The sequence below is a fragment of the Actinokineospora pegani genome (assembly GCF_009745975.1).
Lineage (GTDB): Bacteria > Actinomycetota > Actinomycetes > Mycobacteriales > Pseudonocardiaceae > Actinokineospora > Actinokineospora pegani.
Window position 1 is genome coordinate 19,224 of sequence record NZ_WHOL01000008.1, and the last position, 17,280, is coordinate 36,503.

The 17,280-nt window shown below is 73.6% G+C and carries 17 protein-coding genes; 7 read left to right on the forward strand and 10 right to left on the reverse strand.

The features are described from left to right. Positions 1–30: 30 nt before the first annotated feature. Positions 31–2,262 (forward strand): phosphoketolase, encoded by a 2,232-nt coding sequence (locus GCL84_RS00380; RefSeq protein WP_156753292.1) that lies wholly within the window; start codon positions 31–33, stop codon positions 2,260–2,262. Continuing rightward, a complete protein-coding gene (locus GCL84_RS00385; RefSeq protein ID WP_328618750.1) occupies positions 2,259–3,341 on the forward strand; it encodes an acetate/propionate family kinase in 1,083 nt (360 codons plus the stop codon). Before GCL84_RS00380 ends, GCL84_RS00385 begins: the two co-directional genes overlap by 4 nt. 83 nt (positions 3,342–3,424) lie before the next feature. Here the strand turns inward: GCL84_RS00385 and GCL84_RS00390 are convergent, their stop codons facing one another. After that, a complete protein-coding gene (locus tag GCL84_RS00390) occupies positions 3,425–3,823 on the reverse strand; it encodes a RidA family protein (protein WP_156753294.1) in 399 nt (132 codons plus the stop codon). 125 nt (positions 3,824–3,948) lie between these two features. Here GCL84_RS00390 and GCL84_RS00395 point away from each other — a divergent pair, with 125 nt between their 5' ends. Next, positions 3,949–4,902, forward strand: coding sequence for an arsenic resistance protein (locus GCL84_RS00395; protein WP_328618751.1), 954 nt, complete (start codon positions 3,949–3,951; stop codon positions 4,900–4,902). Between the two features lie 156 nt (positions 4,903–5,058). Here GCL84_RS00395 and GCL84_RS00400 read toward each other — a convergent pair whose 3' ends face one another. Both GCL84_RS00400 and GCL84_RS00405 read right to left on the reverse strand, forming a co-directional pair. Continuing rightward, positions 5,059–5,487 carry a hypothetical protein gene (locus GCL84_RS00400; protein ID WP_197522908.1) on the reverse strand — a complete coding sequence of 143 codons (429 nt, stop codon included), beginning with the start codon at positions 5,485–5,487 and terminating at the stop codon, positions 5,059–5,061. Positions 5,488–5,609: 122 nt separating this feature from the next. After that, entirely contained in the window at positions 5,610–6,506 is an 897-nt protein-coding gene (locus GCL84_RS00405; RefSeq protein ID WP_156753296.1) for a proteasome assembly chaperone family protein, read from the reverse strand. A gap of 231 nt (positions 6,507–6,737) precedes the next feature. Between GCL84_RS00405 and GCL84_RS00410 the strand changes: the two genes are divergently transcribed. Next, positions 6,738–7,985, forward strand: a complete 1,248-nt coding sequence (locus GCL84_RS00410) for a glycosyltransferase (protein WP_156753297.1) — start codon at positions 6,738–6,740, stop codon at positions 7,983–7,985. Between the two features lie 11 nt (positions 7,986–7,996). Here GCL84_RS00410 and GCL84_RS00415 read toward each other — a convergent pair whose 3' ends face one another. The 6 genes from GCL84_RS00415 to GCL84_RS00440 are packed head-to-tail and all read right to left on the reverse strand — an operon-like array spanning position 7,997 to position 13,803. After that, a complete protein-coding gene (locus tag GCL84_RS00415; RefSeq protein ID WP_156753298.1) occupies positions 7,997–9,013 on the reverse strand; it encodes an NAD-dependent epimerase/dehydratase family protein in 1,017 nt (338 codons plus the stop codon). A 36-nt stretch (positions 9,014–9,049) separates the two neighbouring features. Further along, entirely contained in the window at positions 9,050–10,252 is a 1,203-nt protein-coding gene (locus GCL84_RS00420; RefSeq protein WP_156753299.1) for a cytochrome P450, read from the reverse strand. A gap of 52 nt (positions 10,253–10,304) precedes the next feature. Then, positions 10,305–11,375: an ANTAR domain-containing protein gene (locus tag GCL84_RS00425; RefSeq protein WP_197522909.1), complete on the reverse strand. Its 1,071-nt coding sequence runs from the start codon at positions 11,373–11,375 to the stop codon at positions 10,305–10,307. Positions 11,376–11,424: 49 nt separating this feature from the next. Next, positions 11,425–12,099: a GOLPH3/VPS74 family protein gene (locus GCL84_RS00430; RefSeq protein WP_156753300.1), complete on the reverse strand. Its 675-nt coding sequence runs from the start codon at positions 12,097–12,099 to the stop codon at positions 11,425–11,427. Between the two features lie 58 nt (positions 12,100–12,157). Beyond that, a complete protein-coding gene (locus GCL84_RS00435; protein WP_156753301.1) occupies positions 12,158–12,874 on the reverse strand; it encodes an ABC transporter permease in 717 nt (238 codons plus the stop codon). Between the two features lie 35 nt (positions 12,875–12,909). Then, positions 12,910–13,803: an ABC transporter ATP-binding protein gene (locus tag GCL84_RS00440; protein WP_156753302.1), complete on the reverse strand. Its 894-nt coding sequence runs from the start codon at positions 13,801–13,803 to the stop codon at positions 12,910–12,912. A 164-nt stretch (positions 13,804–13,967) separates the two neighbouring features. Between GCL84_RS00440 and GCL84_RS00445 the strand changes: the two genes are divergently transcribed. From GCL84_RS00445 to GCL84_RS00455, 3 genes are all read left to right on the forward strand, one after another. Further along, positions 13,968–15,104 (forward strand): sensor histidine kinase, encoded by a 1,137-nt coding sequence (locus GCL84_RS00445; RefSeq protein ID WP_156753303.1) that lies wholly within the window; start codon positions 13,968–13,970, stop codon positions 15,102–15,104. Beyond that, on the forward strand, positions 15,101–15,703 hold the full coding sequence (locus tag GCL84_RS00450; protein ID WP_156753304.1) for a response regulator transcription factor: 603 nt from the start codon (positions 15,101–15,103) through the stop codon (positions 15,701–15,703). Before GCL84_RS00445 ends, GCL84_RS00450 begins: the two co-directional genes overlap by 4 nt. A gap of 62 nt (positions 15,704–15,765) precedes the next feature. Beyond that, entirely contained in the window at positions 15,766–16,680 is a 915-nt protein-coding gene (locus GCL84_RS00455) for a phosphatase PAP2 family protein (RefSeq protein WP_156753305.1), read from the forward strand. Here GCL84_RS00455 and GCL84_RS30505 read toward each other — a convergent pair. Continuing rightward, the gene (locus GCL84_RS30505) at positions 16,669–17,235 is read right to left on the reverse strand and encodes a TetR/AcrR family transcriptional regulator (protein ID WP_197522910.1); all 567 of its coding nucleotides are present in this window, start codon (positions 17,233–17,235) and stop codon (positions 16,669–16,671) included. The two genes, GCL84_RS00455 and GCL84_RS30505, sit on opposite strands and share 12 nt — an antisense overlap. Between the last annotated feature and the right edge of the window lie 45 nt (positions 17,236–17,280).

Sequence of the window (17,280 nt, forward strand, 5' to 3'; positions counted from 1 at the left end):
ACTCGGCGGCGCTCGGGGTATCCGGCGGGTATGGCGGTTTCCCCCGAGCGCTACCGGCGCGCATGCGACTACCTGTCCGCGGCGATGATCTACCTGCGGGACAACGTGCTGCTTCGCGAACCGCTCCAGGTCAAGCACCTCAAACCGAGGCTGCTCGGCCACTGGGGCACCTGCCCCGGGATCACCTACCTCTACACGGCGCTCAACCGCGTCGGCGACGAGCGCACCTTGCTGGTCACTGGCCCCGGCCATGGCGCGCCCGCGATCCACGCCAACCTCTGGCTGGAGGGCACGCACGAGCGGTTCGACCCCGCCCTGGGCCGCGACGGCGCCGGGTTGGCCGAGCTGGTGCGCCGCTTCTCCTGGCCCGGCGGGTTCCCCAGCCACCTCTCGCCGGAGGTGCCCGGGGTGATCCACGAGGGCGGCGAGCTGGGCTACGCGCTGGCGACCGCCTTCGGCGCGGTCCTGGACAAGCCCGACCTGCGCGCGGTGTGCCTGGTCGGCGACGGGGAGGCCGAGACCGGGCCGACCGCCGGGTCCTGGCACGGGCACAAGTGGCTCGACCCCGAGCGCGACGGGACCGTGCTGCCGGTGCTGCACCTCAACGGGTACAAGATCGCCTCGCCGACCGTGTTCGGCTGCATGTCGGACGAGGAGCTGTCCGACTACTTCCGCGGCTGCGGCTGGTCGCCGCGCATCGTCGACGCCTGCACCACCGACGATCCCGACGACCTGCTGCTGCGCGCCCTGCTCGACGCCGATCCCCGGGACAGGCCGATGATCGTCATGCGCACGCCGAAGGGCTGGGGCGTGCCCGCGCACGACGCGGACGGGGCCCCGCTGGAAGGGACGTTCCGCGCGCACCAGGTGCCGCTGGGCGACGTGCACGAGGACGCCGAGGAGCTGGCGCTGCTGGAGTCCTGGCTGCGGTCCTACCGCCCGGATGAGCTGTTCGACGCGAACGGGGCGCCCGCCGCCGACCTGGTCGAGGACCTGCCCGGGTTCGGGATGCTGCCCGAGGCCAACGGCGGGGCGCTGCGCCGCGACCTGCCCCTGCCCGACCTGCGCCCGTTCGCCGCCGACGGCCCGGCGAGCCCGACCGGCACGGCCGGGACGTGGCTGGCCGAGTTGATGCGCGCCACCGAGGACCGCCGCGACTTCCGGGTGGTGTGCCCGGACGAGCTGGAGTCGAACAAGCTGGGCGCGATCCTGGAGGCCACCGACCGCGCGTTCACCCCACCGGTCCCCGGCTACGCCGAGCACGTCCGCCCGGGTGGCCGGGTCATGGAGGTGCTCTCCGAACACCTGTGCCAGGGCTGGTTGCAGGGCTACCTGCTCACCGGGCGGCACGGCCTGTTCCCGTGCTACGAGGCGTTCGCGTCCATCGTGGACAGCATGGTCAACCAGCACGCCAAGTTCCTCAAGATGTCGGCCGAGGTGCCGTGGCGGGAGCCGGTCGCGTCGCTGAACTACCTGTTGACCAGCGAGGGCTGGCGGCAGGAGCACAACGGCTACAGCCACCAGGGCCCGGGCTTCCTGAACAACCTGCTCACCAAGAAGGCGTCGGTCTCGCGGATCTACCTGCCGCCGGACGCGAACACGCTGCTGGTGACGCTGCGCGACTGCCTGGGCAGCACCGACCGGATCAACCTGGTCATCGCGGGCAAGAACGAGGCCCCCCGGTGGCTGGACCTCGACGCGGCCGAGCGCCACTGCGCGGCGGGCGCGGGGGTGTGGGACTGGGCGAGCACGGACGGCGACCCGGAGGTGGTGCTGGCCTGCGCGGGCGGCATCCCGACCGTCGAGGTGCTGGCCGCGGCCGACCTGCTCCGCGAGCACGCCCCCGAGCTGCGGGTGCGCTTGGTCAACGTGGTCGACCTGCTGGCGCTGGCCCCACCCGACCGGCACCCGCACGGGCTGCCCGAGGACGATTTCGAGGCTTGCTTCGGCTCCGGTGTGCCCGTGGTGTTCGGCTTCCACGGCTACCCCTCGGCGGTGCACGAGGTGCTGCACGGGCGCGAGGACCCGCAGCGCTTCCACGTGCACGGCTACATCGAGGAAGGCACCACCACGACCCCGTTCGACCTGCTCGTGGGCAACCGGATGTCCCGCCACGACCTGGCCGCCGACGCGCTGCGGCGGGTGCGCGGCGACAACGGCCTGAGCCGCTGGCTGATCGAGGAGCGCGACCGCGTCCAAGCCCTCGCCCGCCGCGACGGCGAGGACCCGGCGGAGATCACCGAGTGGGAGTGGTCGGCGTGATCCTGACCGTCAACACCGGCTCCGGCAGCGTCAAGGCCGACCTCGTCGCCGACGACGACCAGGTCGTGGCCAGCGCCCACCTCGACTCCCCCAGCACCGAGGAGGCCCTCGACGCGCTGTCGGACCTCGCCGACCGCGCGAGCGACCTGACCGCCGTCGGCCACCGGCTCGTCCACGGCGGCCCGGACGTCACCCGCCCCGTCGTCGCCGACGCGCAGACGCTGGCGGCCGCCCGCGCGGCGGAGAGCCTGGCCCCGCTGCACGTCCCGCCCGCCCTGCGGTTCCTCAAAGCCCTGTCGGACCGCCTCGACACCGTCCCGCAGGTCCTCTGCCCCGACACCGCCTTCCACCGCGACCTGCCCGAGCACGCCGCCACCTACGCCCTCCCCGCCGAGTGGCGCGACGAGTACGGCTTGCGCCGCTACGGCTTCCACGGCCTGTCCTACTCCTGGGCCCTGAGCCGCACCGCCGCCCTGCTCGACCGCCCGGAGTCCGAAGTAGACGCGGTGCTCACCCACCTCGGCGGCGGCTGCTCGGTCTGCGCGGTCCGCGCGGGCCGCAGCGTCGACACCTCCATGGGCTTCACCCCCCTCGACGGCGTCCCGATGTCGAAGCGCTCCGGCGCCGTCGACCCCGGCCTCCTGCTGTGGCTGCAACGCGAGGCCGGGCTGACCGCCGAGGAGGTCGAGGACGGCCTCAACCACCGCTCCGGCCTCCTGGGCCTGTCCCGCGGCGAGTCCGCCGACACCCGCGACCTGGTCGCCAGTGACTCCCCCGCCGCCCAACTGGCCATGACCGCCTTCACCCACCGCGTCCGCCGCGAGATCGCCGCCAGCACCACCAACCTGACCCGCCTGGACGCCCTCGTCTTCACCGGCGAGATCGGCTGGGACCAACCCGAGGTCCGCACGGCTGTCACCGAGGGCCTGCACCTGCTCGGCATCCCCACGATCATCAGCGACAACTCCCCGGTCGACGCCGTGCTGACCCCACCGGACTCGGCCGTGGCCGTGCTGGTCGTCGAACCGCGGGAGGAACTGGCGATCGCACACGCGACCCGGTCCGCGATCGGCGCTTGAGGTGCGGGGTGGGGGCATCCAGGCGGTGACGCGCCCGGACGGGTTGTCGATCCGGATCGGACCCGGGTCGGCGCACGGCCGGATCAGTTCGTGATGGCAACGGCGTCGACCTCGACGAGTTGGCCCTGGTAGCCGAGCACCGTGACGCCCAGCAAGGTGCTCGGCGCGTCGTGGTCGCCGAACCGGGCGCGCACCACGTTCCAGGCTGTGACGAGGTCCGCCTGCTCGGTGCTCGCGACGTGGACGGTCGTCCGCACGACGTCTGTCAGCTCAGCCCCCGCCGCCCGCAGCGCCACCTCGAGGTTGTCCATGACCTGCCGGGCCTGCCCGGCGACGTCACCGAGCGCCACAACCCGGTCCTGCTCGTCGATCGGGCACGCGCCGGCGGTGTGCACGAGCCGGGCACCGGCGGGGACTATCGAGGCGTAGGCATACGGGACAGCGTCGGTCAGGCCGCTGGCACGGATCAGTTCCACAGACATGACGCCGACGATGCCACGTCCGCCGCCCGCCATACCACCGAGTTCACGGCAGCATTCGTGGGAGATGGTTTGGGGGGCGGGGTAGGTCGGTGGGGCGTGGGGGTGCGGTCGCTTATCGTTGGTTGGTGGGTGTGGTGCGGTGGATGGAGCGGTGGCAGGTCGGGATCTACTTGGGCGCGTTGGTTGGTGGGGTCGCGCTCGGCGTGGGGCTGCCCGGGGGCGCGTCCGGGTTGGAGGTGGCGGTTTACCCGACGCTGGGGGTGTTGTTGTATGCGACGTTCCTGCAGGTGCCGTTCACCAAGGTGGCGGAGGCGTTTCGGGATGGTCGGTTCCTCGGGGCGGTGCTGGCGGTCAACTTCGTGGTGGTGCCGCTGGTCGTCGCTGGGTTGACGGCGGTTGTGCCGTTGGGGCGGGCGGTCTTGCTCGGGGTTCTGTTGACGTTGTTGGCCCCGTGCGTTGACTACGTGATCGTGTTCACCGGGGTGGCTGGTGGGGACAGCAGGCGGTTGCTGGCGGCGGCGCCGGTGTTGATGTTGGTGCAGATGGTGGTGCTCCCGGGGTTGCTCTGGGTGTTCCTCGGGGCGGAGTTGGGCGATGTCGTCGACATCGGGCCGTTCGTCGAGGCGTTGGTGCTGCTGATCGTGTTGCCGCTGGGGCTGGCTTGGGCGACGGAGGCGCTGGCCGCGCGTGGTCGGGTCGGGCGGGTGGTCACCTCGGCGATGGGGGCGGCGGTGGTGCCGTTGATGGCGGCCACGCTGGTGGTCGTGGTGGGTGGGCAGGTGCCGAAGTTGCGGGGGCAGGTCGGGGCGATGGTGGCCGTGGTACCGGTGTTCGTGGCGTTCTTGCTGGTCATGGGGATGATCGGGGTGGCGGTCGGCCGGGTGATGGGGTTCGACGCGGGCCGGGCCAGGGCGCTGGTGTTCACCGGGGCGACCCGCAACTCGCTCGTCGTGCTGCCGCTGGCGCTCGCCCTGCCGGTCGGGTTCGAGGTCACCCCGGTCGTCGTGGTGACCCAGACCTTGGTGGAACTGCTCGGCATGGTCTTGTTCGTCCGGGTCGTCCCGCGGCTGGTGCGCTGACCCGCGACCGTGCGCGGAGGTCCCCGTCGCGGTCTCCTGCTCGGCGCGCTGGCGGTCCGCCGCGCCACCCACCAAGGACCTTCGCCACCGGCACGGCGCTGCCGCTCATCGGCCACGACCACACCGAACTGTCCACAATCGCCGGACCGGCGGGGGTCAGGTCTCGCGGTTGAACACGGCCGTGAAGGTGGCGGCGGTCCCGGGGTCCGGGTCGCCGATGTCGGTGAGGCTGATCTGGTCGGCGTAGCCCACCATGGTGCGCCACTCGTCCGCCTGGACGCCGTCGGTGGCGATGGTGTCGAGGCTCCAGGTGAAGTGGTTGGTGGCGGTGAGCACCACCACGTCGTCGTCGATGTGGAGGGCGACCTCGGCCTCGCTGCCGTCGTCGACCCGGGGGTTGCGGATGAGGTGGTCGATGGAGCTGCTCAGGGCGGCGTCGAGGACCCAGACCACCGCGTCGCGCACCTCCGCGGCCACAGCGCGCGCGTGCAGCCAGGCTTGAGCGCGCTTGCGGGCGGGTCGAAGCGAGCCCACCTGTCGCGGCACGCTCAGGGTGTACAACGCCATGTCCCTCTCGGCTCCCATGAAGCCGGAGTTCCCCGTGGATCGGCCCTCAACACTTTCCGCGCCCCCAGACCGCCCGACATCGCCCAGCGGTCGGCGTCCCGGGCTGCGCGGCGCCGCACGACGACCGGCGAGCCGGGAAGTCAGTTGTCGCGCGTCCGCTCGGCCAGGAATCGTTCGAACTCGGCGGCCAGCTCGTCGGCGCTGGGCACCTCCTCGCCCTCGGCCAGCAGGTTCTTCGGGCTGCTGACATAGGCGTCGTACTGGCGTTCCAGGGCCTCGACCAGTTGGGCCACCTCGCTGGACTCGGCCACCTGGCCCTCGATCTCGGCGGTGGCCACCTCGGCGGCCTTGCGCAGCGCGTCGACCCGCACGGTCAGACCGGTCGTGGTCGACAGGGTGTCGATGAGCTTGAGGGCGGCGGTGGGGTAGGTGGTCTGCGCGAGGTAGTGCGGGACGAACGCGGCCAGGCCCATGGCGTCGTGGCCCGCCTCGCCGAGGCGGTACTCGATCAGGCCGGAGAGGTGGCCGGGGACCTTGACCCGGTGGAAGGGCGACTCGCCGGTGACCAGCTCGGGCCGGGTGGCGTGCGAGATCACCGTGAGCTCGCGGGTGTGCGGGACGCTCATCGGGATGCCCTGCAGGCCGACGGTCAGGCGCACGCCCCAGCGCTCGACGAGCGCGCGCACGGCGGCGGCGACGGCCTCCCACCTGCGGTCCGGCTCCGGGCCGGTCATCAGCAGGAACGGGGTGCCCAGCGCGTCGTGCAGCAGGTGCACGACGAGTTCGGGGGCCGCGTACCCGGTCCAGCGGTCGGTCTCGTAGGTCATCGTGGGGCGGCGCGCGCGGTAGTCGAGCAGGTCGTCGACGTCGAAGCGGGCGATCACCCGGTGCTCGAGGGTCTCCAGCAGGTGGGCCACCACGCTCCCCCCGGCCGCGCCCGCGTCCACGAAACCGTCCAGGTGGTGCAGGAGCACGACCCCGTCCAGGTCCGGGATGTCGGAATCGACATCGACCATGTCCACCGGGTCCACCGCCACGACTTACCTCCAGCCAGATCACAACCGTCACTGAGGTGAACGCGGGCGCGCCGCCCGCTTATTCCCCTCCGGGCGCGGGGATGCGCCCGCCGGCTGTTCGACGGGGAAACACCGGCGCGGCACCGGTTCCACGGCTGATCGGCGTTTCACCGACCTGCGATCGGGTAATCCTGCGCCAATACGTCGCGGCGAGAGGTGGTGGGGGTTCGGTGAGCACGACCGGACACGGCGATGCGTGATCCACAACACTCCCGCACCGTCGTCGACCTGGTCTGCTACGACGCCGACCCACTCGCCGACCCCGGCGGTCCCGGGGGCTCCAGCGTGGGGCTGCACGTGCGCGAGCTGGCCTCGGCGCTGGGCAGGCTCGGGTGCCGGGTGACCGTGCTGACCCGGCGTGCCGGTCCCGAGGGCGAGGAGCGGGGCAGCGGCTTCACCCTGGTGCGGCTGCCCGCGGGCCCGGCTGAGCCGCTGGGCGTCTGCGAGGCGGTCGGGCGGGTCGGCGAGTTCGCCGAGGGGCTGCGGCAGCGGTGGCGCCGGTCGCCGCCGACCGTCGTGCACGCGCACTCCTGGATGTCGGGGCTGGCCTCCGCACTGGCCACCCCGGACCTCGACGTGCCGGTGATCCAGACCTTCCACGGCTTGGCGGGCGCGCCGGGCCGCACTGCCCCACCAGCGGAGCCGCCCCAGCGGCGGGGCGCCGAGCGGGTGGTGGCCCAGCGGGCGCGGCTGGTGCTGGCGACCTCCACCGAGGAGGTCGAGCACCTCGCGGTCGTCGGCGTCACCCGCCGGTCGGCGGCCGTCATCCCGGGCGGGGTCGACCTGGCCGCGTTCACCGTCAACCCGACCCGCTTCGCCGCCCCCGCGAGCGCCAGGACCCGCACGGTGCTGGCGGCGGGCCGGTTCACCCCGGAGTCCGGGCTGGACGCCGTCGTCGCCGCGCTGGCCCTGGTGCCCGACGCCGGGTTGGTGCTGCTGGGCGGCGACCCGGGCAGCGAGGGCGGTCAGCGCGTCCGCGACCTCGCCGAGCGGGTCGGGGTCACCCGGCGGGTCCGGTTCGCCGGGCGGGTGCCGCACGCCGAGGTGCCCGCGCTGCTCAGCGCCGCGGACCTGGTGGTCAGCGCGCCCGAGTACGAGCACGGCAACGGAGTCGTCGTCGAGGCGATGGCCTGCGGCACACCGGTCCTGGCACTGCCCGTCGGCGGTCTCGCCGACGCCGTGGTCGACGAGATCACCGGCGTGCACCTGCGCTCGCGCGCGCCCCGGCACATCGCCGCCCGGCTGCGGTCGCTGCTGGACTCCCCGCTGCGCCGCGAGGCGCTGGGGTTGGCGGGCGCCGACCGCGCGTCCAGTCGGTACTCGTGGGACCGCGTGGCCGCCGAGACGCTCCGCGTCTACCTGGAACAGGGCCCGGCGCCGGGGGTCGTCGACACCGGACTGCCCGAGCCGGGTGTGGCCGTCCCGCAGGTCGCGGGCTGATCGCGCCGCGCTCAGGGGCGCAGTGCCGGGCTGGCCTCGACGCCCTCGCCGTCGGCCATGCCCGCCAGGAGTTCGGCGACGACCTCGGTGGCGGTGTGGGTCGGTGCCCAGTCGAGCACGTCGGCCGCCCGGTCGGTGCGCAGGAGGGGGACCGAGGTCGCCAGGTCGTACCAGCCGGGCGAGGTGGGGAGGGCGCGGGCGCGCCAGGCCAGCGTCACCGCGGAGCGCAGGGGCCGGGAGGGGACGGCGATCACCCGGTTGCCCGTGGTCCGGGCGATGGCGTCGTGGTTGATGACCGGGGCGGCGGCCAGGTTGACCGCGCCGCGCACGAGGCGTTCGGCGGCGGTCAGGACGGCTGAGGCCACGTCGTCGGAGTGGACCACCTGAACCACCAGGTCCTTGGGCAGCGGCAGGACGCCCAGGCGGCCCCGGCGCAGCAGGTCCCAGAGCTTCCTCGGGGCGAGCGGGCCCACGAAGTAGCGCTGGATCTCCGCCGCCGCGTCGCGTTGCAGCACCAGGCCGGGGCGCAGCCGGGTCACCGCGATGGTCGGGAAGTCGGTCTCGAACTCGTCCAGGATGGACTCGACCGCGGCCTTGTCCTCGCTGTAGGCCGACGTGGGCATACCGGTCACCGGCCACTGCTCGTCCACCGGTTCGAGGCTGGTGCGCGGCGCGTAGGCGCCGACCGAGGACAGGTAGACCAGGGACGGCACGCCCGCCCGGGCGACGGCCTCCAGGACGACCCGCGTGCCCTCGACGTTGACCTCCCGCAGCCGGTCGCGGTCGTGCGTGGGTTGCAGCGCCCACGCGGCGTGGACGACCGCGTCGGCGCCTCGGACCAGGTCCGCCAGCTCGGCCACGGCCCCGGCCGCGGTGAGGTCCAGCGGGCGCCACGTGGCGCCGTCGTACACCCCGCCGGGGGCGGGGGCCCGCCGGGAGACCGCGTCGACGGTGTGGCCCGCCGCGAGCGCGGCCCGCAGCACGGCGGTGCCGATGTTCCCGCTGCCCCCGACGATGACGATTCTCATGGTGTCGCGATACCCGCCCAGCGGGCGCTTAACCGGTCAGCCGCGGGGGGTGACGGTGAAACCGCTGCGCGGCAGGGTGGGGATGCGGTCGAAGGGGATCTCGAGGTCCTGGTCGGGGACCTCGACGTCGAGCCGGGCGATGCGCGGGACGAGCACCGACAGCAGCGCGACCACGATGTCCTCGCCCGGGCAGCGGTGCCCGGAGGCGGGGTGGCCGCCGCCCTGCGGGATCAGCTCGTACTGGCCGATCTCGCGGCCCTCGAAGCGGGCGGGGTCGAAGGTGTAGGGCTCGGGGAACAGCGCCGGGTCGTGGTTGTGGCCGTAGACGTCGAGGATGACCATGGCGCCCTCGGGCACGCGCGTACCGGCCAACTCGAAGTCCCGGGCCGCCACCCCGCCCAGGAACGGGGCGAACGGGTAGAACCTGCGCACCTCGTCGGCGAACGCGAGCACGTAGCGGTCATCGTGGGCGACCCGGTCGCGCGTGTGCGGCCACAGGTGCATGGCGTGCGCGGAGAAGGTGGCGAACCACGCGACGGCCACCGTGGGCCGGATGACGTTGAGGATCTCCACCGCCGCCACGCGCGGCGGGAGCAGGTCGCCGTTGTCGTCGGTGTGGGTGGCGATGGCGTGCACCGCCGAGTCGGCGGGCACGGACGCGGCGCCCGCCCGAACGTCCTGGACCACGGCCGCCAGCCTGCGCTCCTGCCGGTCGCGGGCCCGCCGCGCGGCGAAGTGCCGGGGCGAGGGGGTGGCGAAGCCGTCCACCATCGCCACCAGGTCCGACGCCGCGCCGTCGTCCTCGTCGGCCAGACCGACCCAGGTGGACACCGCGCTGGTCAGCACGGCGGCGCTCTCCTCGAACAGCGAGACCGGTCGGCCGGGCCGCCACGCCGAGACCCGCTTGTCCCAGGCCACCTCGACCAGGTCGCACAGCGAGCCGATGCCCTCCCGGTTCATGAGGAGGCCGGTGAACAGCTCCTTGCGCCTGCGGTGGCTGTCGGTGTCGAGGGTGTGCACGGCGCCGTGCCCGAACAGGGTGCTCTTCACCGGCTCGGGCAGCGCGCCGCCACGGCGCACGTTCGCCTCGTCGTAGAACGCCTTCGCCGCGTCGACGCCGTGCACGCACACCGCCCGCTTGCCCATCACCCGTGTCCGCACGACCGGGGCGCCCGCTGCCCGCAGCAGGTCCGGCAGCCACGCGTATCCCTGGGTCAGCACCGCCAACGATTGATCCATGCGGCACGGCTACCCGGGTGGGGGACGCGGAAACCCGCCGCCGGAGGTGAGTTCAGCCGCCGTCGCGGGCGAGGGTGGTGGCGAGGTCGACGAGCTTGACGTTGAGGTCCTGCGAGGTGCGGCGCAGCACGGTGAACGCCTCGTCGGCGGAGATGCCCTGGCGGTTCATCAGGATGCCCTTGGCCTGCCCGATGACGTCGCGGGAGTCGATGGCGCGGCGCAACTGGGCGTCGCGCAGGTCGGCCAGTTCGGCCTGGCGCACTTGGGCCAGTGCGAGGGAGGCGTGCGTGGCCAGCAGCAGGGCGGCGTGCCGGTCCCATGTGGTCAGGCCGTGGGGGCGGGTGGCGTAGACGTTGAGGGCGCCGGTCAACCGGCCGGGGCCCGCGGCGGGGAGCAGGGCGGTGGACAGGACCGAGTGGTAGCCGGCGGCCACCGCCGCCGCGGCGAACTCGGGCCAGCGCGGCTCGTCGCGCAGGTCGGCGCTGGCGGCGAACGCGGGACCGTCGTCCTTGGCCGAGTCCGCGCACGGGCCGCGCCCGCTGCGGTACTGGACCTGGTCGAGGTCGGCGGCGATCCCGGCGGTGCCGAGCGGGGTGCGGAAGGCGCCGTCGGGGTGTCGCAGGTTGACGCTGACGGTCGCGGCGCCCGGGATGGCGAGCGCGGCGGCGTCCACGACCTGGCGCAGCACGTCGTGGACGGTCGTGACCTGCAACAACGACCGGGTCAGCACCCGCACCTGCTGGTCGAGGCTGGCCTCGTCGTAGGTCGTCTCGACCGCCAGGGCCGCGCTCAGGTCGTCGAACCGCGGCAGCCGCCGCCGCGGGTCGACGGCGTCCAGCGCCAGCGGGACCGGGCTGTCCGGGGCGACGAGCAGGCCGAACCACATCCCCCTGGCCTCGGCCGCCCTGGCGAACGCGACCAGGGTGCGCGCCCCGTCCTCGCTGAGCCGCTCGACGTCGCGCACGTCGACGACGACCTGGTCCGGCGGGGGCGCGCCCTCGGTGGCGTCCGCCAGCTCCCGCCGCGTCTCGGCGGCGGTGGCGCTGTCGAGCGTCCCGGCCAGCCGCACCACGACCGCCGCGCGCACCACGCCCGCCTCGACCCGCACCCGCTGCATCGCCATCCGTGCTCCTCTCCTCCCGACCAGGTACCCACTCGACCGCGCCGGGTAACTACGTGACCGTCGTGATGACGGAGACGCTGACGGCCGCGGTCGACGCGGCGATGGCCGCGGCGGTGCGGGTGACCGCGGTGTTGACGGCCTCGGCGCCCCAGTTGCCGGTCTCCAGCTCCTTGGCCCGCTTGGCGACCTGGCCCGACCAGGCGAGGGCCGGGCGCAGGGCGGGCAGGGCGCCGCTGGCCGACAGCAGGCCGATGACCGCGGCGGTGCGGGTGTCCGGGCTCGCGCCGTCGACCAGCACGGCGCGGACCGCGCGCCGCAGTTCCGCCTCGTGGCCGGTGTCCTGGGCGGGCAGCGCGTTCACCTTGAACAAGCCCAGGACCCGCTTGTGCTCGCGGCGGATGATGCCGCGCTCGACGAGCCGGTCGGTCACCGCCGACCAGAGGTCGGCGCCGATGTCGAGCAGGACGGACTGGACGCCCCGGGGCTTGCGGGCGATCTTGTCGTGGGCGGCCTGCAGCAGCGGGTCCGGCAGCGGGCCGTCGCCGACCGCGCGCACCTTGGGACCGGCGAGCCCGGTCTTGCCCTCGTCGGCCTCGACCCGGCCCAGCAGGGCCAGTTCGACGAGCACGGCGCCGCCGAGGGTGTAGGGCAGGGTGCCCGCGGCGGCCGGGGTCCCGGTCTCGTCGTCGAGCAGGAGCATCATGAGGTCTTCGACGATCAGCATGTCCTCGGTCCTCTCACCAGGGTCGAGAGCGTCTCGCGATCACGGGGGCCGGCCACCGCTACCGGCGCGGCTCCCAGCCGAACACGCGGGAGGCCACCGCGACGGCGACGACGACCCAGCCCAGGGTGGGGGCCAGCAGGATGAGGGAGTCGGCGACGGGGACGCCGCCGTTCCAGGCGTTGCCCACCAGTTCGGCGGCCGCGCCGCCGGGCAGCAGCCGCTTGAGCAGGGTGAGCTCCTCGGTGCCGGTGGTCCCCACCCAGGTGGCCACGCCGATGACGCCGAGGATGACCGGCAGCGTGGTGACCTGGGCGTGCTCGGGGGAGTTCGTCAGCCCGGCCGTGGCCAGCCCCAGGGCGAGCAGCATGGCCGCCGCGGCCAGGACGGCGAGCACCAGCAGGCCGATGTTGTCCGGCCGGGTGCTGACCACGGCCAGCGCGGTCAGGATCACGGCCGCCTGGAACAGCGCCAGGGCCACGACCGGGAGCAGCAGGCCGGTGAGGATGCCCGCGTTGCTGACCGCCGTGGACGACAGGCGCTTGAGGAACAGGGTCTGCCTGCGGGCGGCGAGGGTGGTCACGGAGGTGGCGTAGAGGCCCATCGCCAGGACGGCGAACAGGCCGGACACGGCGATGTACCCCAGGCCCAGGGAGGCGAAGGCGTCGCGCTTGTAGATGAAGAAGGCGCTCGCCCCGGCCGGGATGAGGAACATGGTGACGAGCACCAGGCGGTTGCGGAAGATCTGGATCAGTTCGCTGCGGGCGATCGCGAGCATGTGGGGGTCCTTCGTCTCTCGGGGGTGGAGGTGGGTCAGTCGTTGCCGATGGCGCGGAAGACGTCGTCGAGCCGGGTGGGACCGGCCTCGATGTCGTCCAGCCGCACCGCGTGGGTCCGGGCCCAGTCGAGGAGGACGTGCAGGTCCTCCTGGAGGCGGGCGGTCTCGACGCGGTGCTTGCCGTCCCCCTCCCGGGTGGCGGGCAGGGGCAGCGCGGGCAGGGCGGGCCCAGCCGCGGGCAGGGCGAAGCGGATGACGGCGGGCAGGGTCCTGGTCAGCTCGGAGACGGTCCCCTCCATGTGGAAGGCGCCCCGGTGCATGAGCCCGACCCGGTCGGCGCGCTGCTGGGCCTCCTCGAGGTAGTGCGTCGTGAGCACGATGGTGGAGCCGTCCTCGCGCAGCTTGTCGACCGCCGCCCACAGGTCGTCACGGGACTGGATGTCCAAGCCGGTCGTCGGCTCGTCCAGGAAGACCAGCTCCGGGGTGCCCCACACGGCGGTGGCGAAGTCCAGCCGCCGCTTCTCCCCGCCGGAGAGCTGCGCGACCAGGGTGTCGGCCTTGCGGGTCAGGTCCACGACGTCGAGCACCCGCGCGACCGTGTCCCCGCGCTGGGTGAGCTTCCCGATCAGGTGAACCGACTCCCGCACGGTCAGGTCCGCGGAGAAGCCGCTCTCCTGCAGCATGATCCCCATGCGGGGCCGCACCGCCCGGCGGTCGCGCGGGCTGTGGCCAAAGACCCGGACGGCGCCCGAGGTGGCGGTGCGGTGGCCCTCCACCACCTCCAGCGTGGATGTCTTCCCGGCGCCGTTCGTGCCGAGCAGCGCGTAGAACTCCCCGCGCTCGACCTGGAAGGACAGGTCCTTCACGGCGTGGAAGTCGCCGTAGCTGAGGTTGAGGCGGTCGACGTCGATGACTGGTGTCGTGGGCATGGCACCGATTCCACCGGCTGGAGCGCGTCCCGACCAGTGGGACCACGTCATGACCCGGGCATGACGTTCCCACCGGTGCACCCATGACGTGGTGTCACTGGTGGCGGTGCCGCGTGGCCGGGATACTGGGCTGGACCCCGCTGTCGACTTCCGGAGAGCCCACAATGGACGCCAACCCGCCCGGGGAGCGCGGAGTGGCGCGGGGACGGCTGCGCAGGCTCAACCTCGTCATGTTCCTGCCGGTGGTCGCCCTCGGCGGGGTGCTCGTGGTGGCCATCGACTCCCGGGAGTGGTGGCACGTCGTCGTGCTCGGCCTGGGCGCGGCGGCCGCCATGGTCTCCTTCGTCCGCTGGGCGGCCGGGGACGTGCTCAGCGTCGCGCTGCCCTGCCTGGTCGTCGGCGCCGGGGTGTGGGTGGTGGGGGCGCTGGCCGTGGACAGCGACTCGGCGTACTTCGGCCTCGCGGTCGTGGCCTCCCTCAGCATCCCGCCACTGCCGCGCCACCGGACCGCGATGGCCGTGGGCGTGCCGCTGTTCGTCCTCGCCGTCGGCGTGGCGCGGCTGCTGACGGCGCAGGGCGCGGCGCAGGACGGCGACCTCGTCCAGTACGCCGTCATCCCCACGGGCATCACCGCGGTGATGATCGGGGTCATGTTCCCCAACAAGCGCTTCTACGACGTCGTCCAGGACCTGGAGGACTCGCGGGACCGGGAGGCGGAGCTGGCGGTGGCCCGCGAGCGGGTGCGCTTCGCCAGCGACCTGCACGACATCCAGGGGCACACGCTGCACGTGGTGAAGCTGAAGGTGGCGCTGGCCCAGAAGCTGCTGCACAGCGACATCGGCCGGGTGGAGGAGGAGCTGCGCGAGGTGCACGCCCTCGTCGCCGACACGATCGCCCAGACCAAGGAGCTCGCCTACGCGCAGCGGCGGCTGAACCTGTCCGCCGAGCTGGAGAACGCCAAGAACCTGTTCGAGGCCGCGGGCATCGATGTGCGCGTCGACCGCCGCGCCGAGGTCGACTCCGCCGCGGGCGAGCTGTTCGGCCAAGTTCTGCGGGAGACCACGACCAACATCCTGCGGCACGCGCAGGCCACCCAGGTCCGGATCACCCTGGCGGAGTCGGGCATCAGCATCGTCAACGACGGCGCGCAGGAGGCCGGGCGGCTCAGCGGGCTGGCCGCCCTCCGGGAGCGGCTGACGGCCGCCGGGGGCGAGCTGACGGCGGAGCAGGTGGGCGGGCGCTTCCTGACGGCGGCGGAGTTCCCCCCGCGGCCCGCCACGACCGGGAGGGGACGCCGATGACCACGGTGGTGCTCGCCGACGACGAGGTCCTGCTGCGCAAGGCGCTGGCCGCGCTGCTGCCGCTGGAGGGCGACATCACCGTGCTGGCCGAGGCCGAGGACGGCGAGGGGGCGGTGCTGGCCACCGTGCGGCACCGGCCCGACGTGCTCGTCATCGACCTGGAGATGCCCGGCGTGGACGGCCTCGGCGCCGTCGCGCGGATCCGCCGCGAGCTGCCCGAGCAGGTCATCCTGATGCTGACCCGGCACGCCCGCCCCGGCGTGCTCCGCAAGGCGCTGCGGCTGGGCGTGCAGGGCTTCGTCAGCAAGGCGGCCGAGCCCGCGCACATCACCTCGGTCATCAAGACCCTGCACGGGGGCAAGCGCTGGATCGACCCGGACGTCTCCGCCCTCGCCGTCGTCGACGACTGCCCCCTCACCGACCGCGAGACCGACGTCCTGCGCGCGACCCGCGACGGGTACTCGGTCGCCGACATCGCCGCCCAGCTCCACCTGGCGGAGGGCACGGTGCGCAACTACCTGTCCAACGCGATGCAGAAGACCCAGACGCGCACCCGGCACGAGGCGGCGCGGTACGCGCGCGAGCACGACTGGCTGTAGTCCTGTCAGGACCAAGTGCCGCGGGCCTGCGAGGCGCGCGCACCCGTGTTGTACTGCCGCACATGGGAATTGTGGCGGGGCGCCGCTGGTTGGTGGTCGCGGCGGGGAGCGCGGTCGCGCTGGCGGGGGTCTACCTCGCGGGGGTGTGGACGAGGGCGGGGCAGGCGGCGGAGAACGCGGCGTTGCGCGGGGCCGACGAGGCCGGGGCGGGAGCGGTCCGCGCGGCCGACGACCAGTTGGGGCAGATCACCGTGGTCTCGCTGGGCACCGCCGTGGTCCTGGTGACGGCGATCGGGCTGCTGCGCAAGCGGGTGGACCTCACGGTCGCCGCCGTGGGGGTGATCGTCGGTGGCCAGGTGGTCACCCAGGTGCTCAAGCGCTTCGTGCTGCCCCGGCCGGAACTGGTCCCGGTCTCGGGCGACTACGCGCACAACAGCCTGCCGAGCGGGCACACCACGGTCGCCATGACGGTGCTGTTCGCCGCGCTGATCGTGGTGCCCTACCGGTGGCGGGGCGTGGCGGTGTTCTTCCTGCTGTCCTGGGCGGTCGGCATCGGCGCCTACACCGTCACCGCCAAGTGGCACCGCCTGTCCGACACCCTGGCGGCGGACGCGATCGCCCTCGGGCTGGCCTGCGCGGCGTCCTGGTGGCTCGCCCGGCGCGGGCTGGTCCGCCGGTACACGGGACCCCGCAAGATCCCCCGCACAGTGATCATCGGCTGCACGGCCTTCGCCGGTGTGGGGCTCGCCGGTGTGGGCGCGCTGCTGATCGGTCTCGCGGTCCACCGGGAGGGCTGGGCCGCCACCGTCGCCAGCAACGAGTACGTCGTCTACCTGGCGGCCAACGCCTTCGCCTCCGCCGGGTCGATCCTCGCGGCCCTGGCCTTCCTGTGGACCTGGCGCAGGCTGGAACTGGTGACACCCGCAGGCGGGCACGAGGCGCGCCCCGAGGGGGAGCACGCGACATCAACCAGGTGAGCGGCGATCGGGGCGCAGCATCCTGATCGCCAGCTCCGCGAAGGAGTCGGCCAGGTCCGCCGGGCCCTGCTCCGGCGTCGGGAGGAACCAGTACGGTGCTCGGACGCCCATGCTGGCGATGGCGGCGGTGGTGGCGACCAGCTCGGTGGGGCTGAACACGCCCTGCCGGGCGCCCCGGAGGCCGGGCTCGGTGGCGAGCCGCTCGGCGCGGGCGCGCAGGGCGAGCGCCTCGGCGGAGCGCTCGGGGGCCAGGTGGTGCAGCTCGTCGTTGGTGACGATGGCGAGCAGGGGGTAGGTGACGTGGGTCAGCACGTGCGTGCGGACCAGGGCGCGGACCTGGGCCACCGGGTCCGGCTCGCACTCGGCGAGGGTGCGTTCGAAGGCGGCGAGCAGGTCGCGGTGGCCGATGAGGACCAGGCGTTCGAGGATGTGCTGCTTGGACGGGAAGTGCTCGTAGAGGCTGGGGGCCTTGATGCCGACGGCGGCGGCGATCTGGCGGGTGCTGGTGCCGGGGAAGCCCTGGTGGGCGAACAGCCGCAGGGACTCCAGGAGCACCCGCAGCTCGGTCCCGGCGCCGTTGCCCGGGGGCAGGCGCGGCTC

Coding starts and splice junctions, on each gene's coding strand:
- GCL84_RS00435 (WP_156753301.1), bottom strand. CDS start 12,874: ATGCTCGCGATCGCCCGCAGCGAACTGATCCAGATCTTCCGCAACCGC.
- GCL84_RS00390 (WP_156753294.1), bottom strand. CDS start 3,823: ATGTCTGTGGAACTGATCCGTGCCAGCGGCCTGACCGACGCTGTCCCG.
- GCL84_RS00455 (WP_156753305.1), top strand. CDS start 15,766: ATGGGAATTGTGGCGGGGCGCCGCTGGTTGGTGGTCGCGGCGGGGAGC.
- GCL84_RS00425 (WP_197522909.1), bottom strand. CDS start 11,375: ATGGCGATGCAGCGGGTGCGGGTCGAGGCGGGCGTGGTGCGCGCGGCG.
- GCL84_RS00400 (WP_197522908.1), bottom strand. CDS start 5,487: ATGGGAGCCGAGAGGGACATGGCGTTGTACACCCTGAGCGTGCCGCGA.
- GCL84_RS00445 (WP_156753303.1), top strand. CDS start 13,968: ATGGACGCCAACCCGCCCGGGGAGCGCGGAGTGGCGCGGGGACGGCTG.
- GCL84_RS00450 (WP_156753304.1), top strand. CDS start 15,101: ATGACCACGGTGGTGCTCGCCGACGACGAGGTCCTGCTGCGCAAGGCG.
- GCL84_RS00440 (WP_156753302.1), bottom strand. CDS start 13,803: ATGCCCACGACACCAGTCATCGACGTCGACCGCCTCAACCTCAGCTAC.
- GCL84_RS00415 (WP_156753298.1), bottom strand. CDS start 9,013: ATGAGAATCGTCATCGTCGGGGGCAGCGGGAACATCGGCACCGCCGTG.
- GCL84_RS00410 (WP_156753297.1), top strand. CDS start 6,738: ATGCGTGATCCACAACACTCCCGCACCGTCGTCGACCTGGTCTGCTAC.
- GCL84_RS00430 (WP_156753300.1), bottom strand. CDS start 12,099: ATGCTGATCGTCGAAGACCTCATGATGCTCCTGCTCGACGACGAGACC.
- GCL84_RS00380 (WP_156753292.1), top strand. CDS start 31: ATGGCGGTTTCCCCCGAGCGCTACCGGCGCGCATGCGACTACCTGTCC.
- GCL84_RS00420 (WP_156753299.1), bottom strand. CDS start 10,252: ATGGATCAATCGTTGGCGGTGCTGACCCAGGGATACGCGTGGCTGCCG.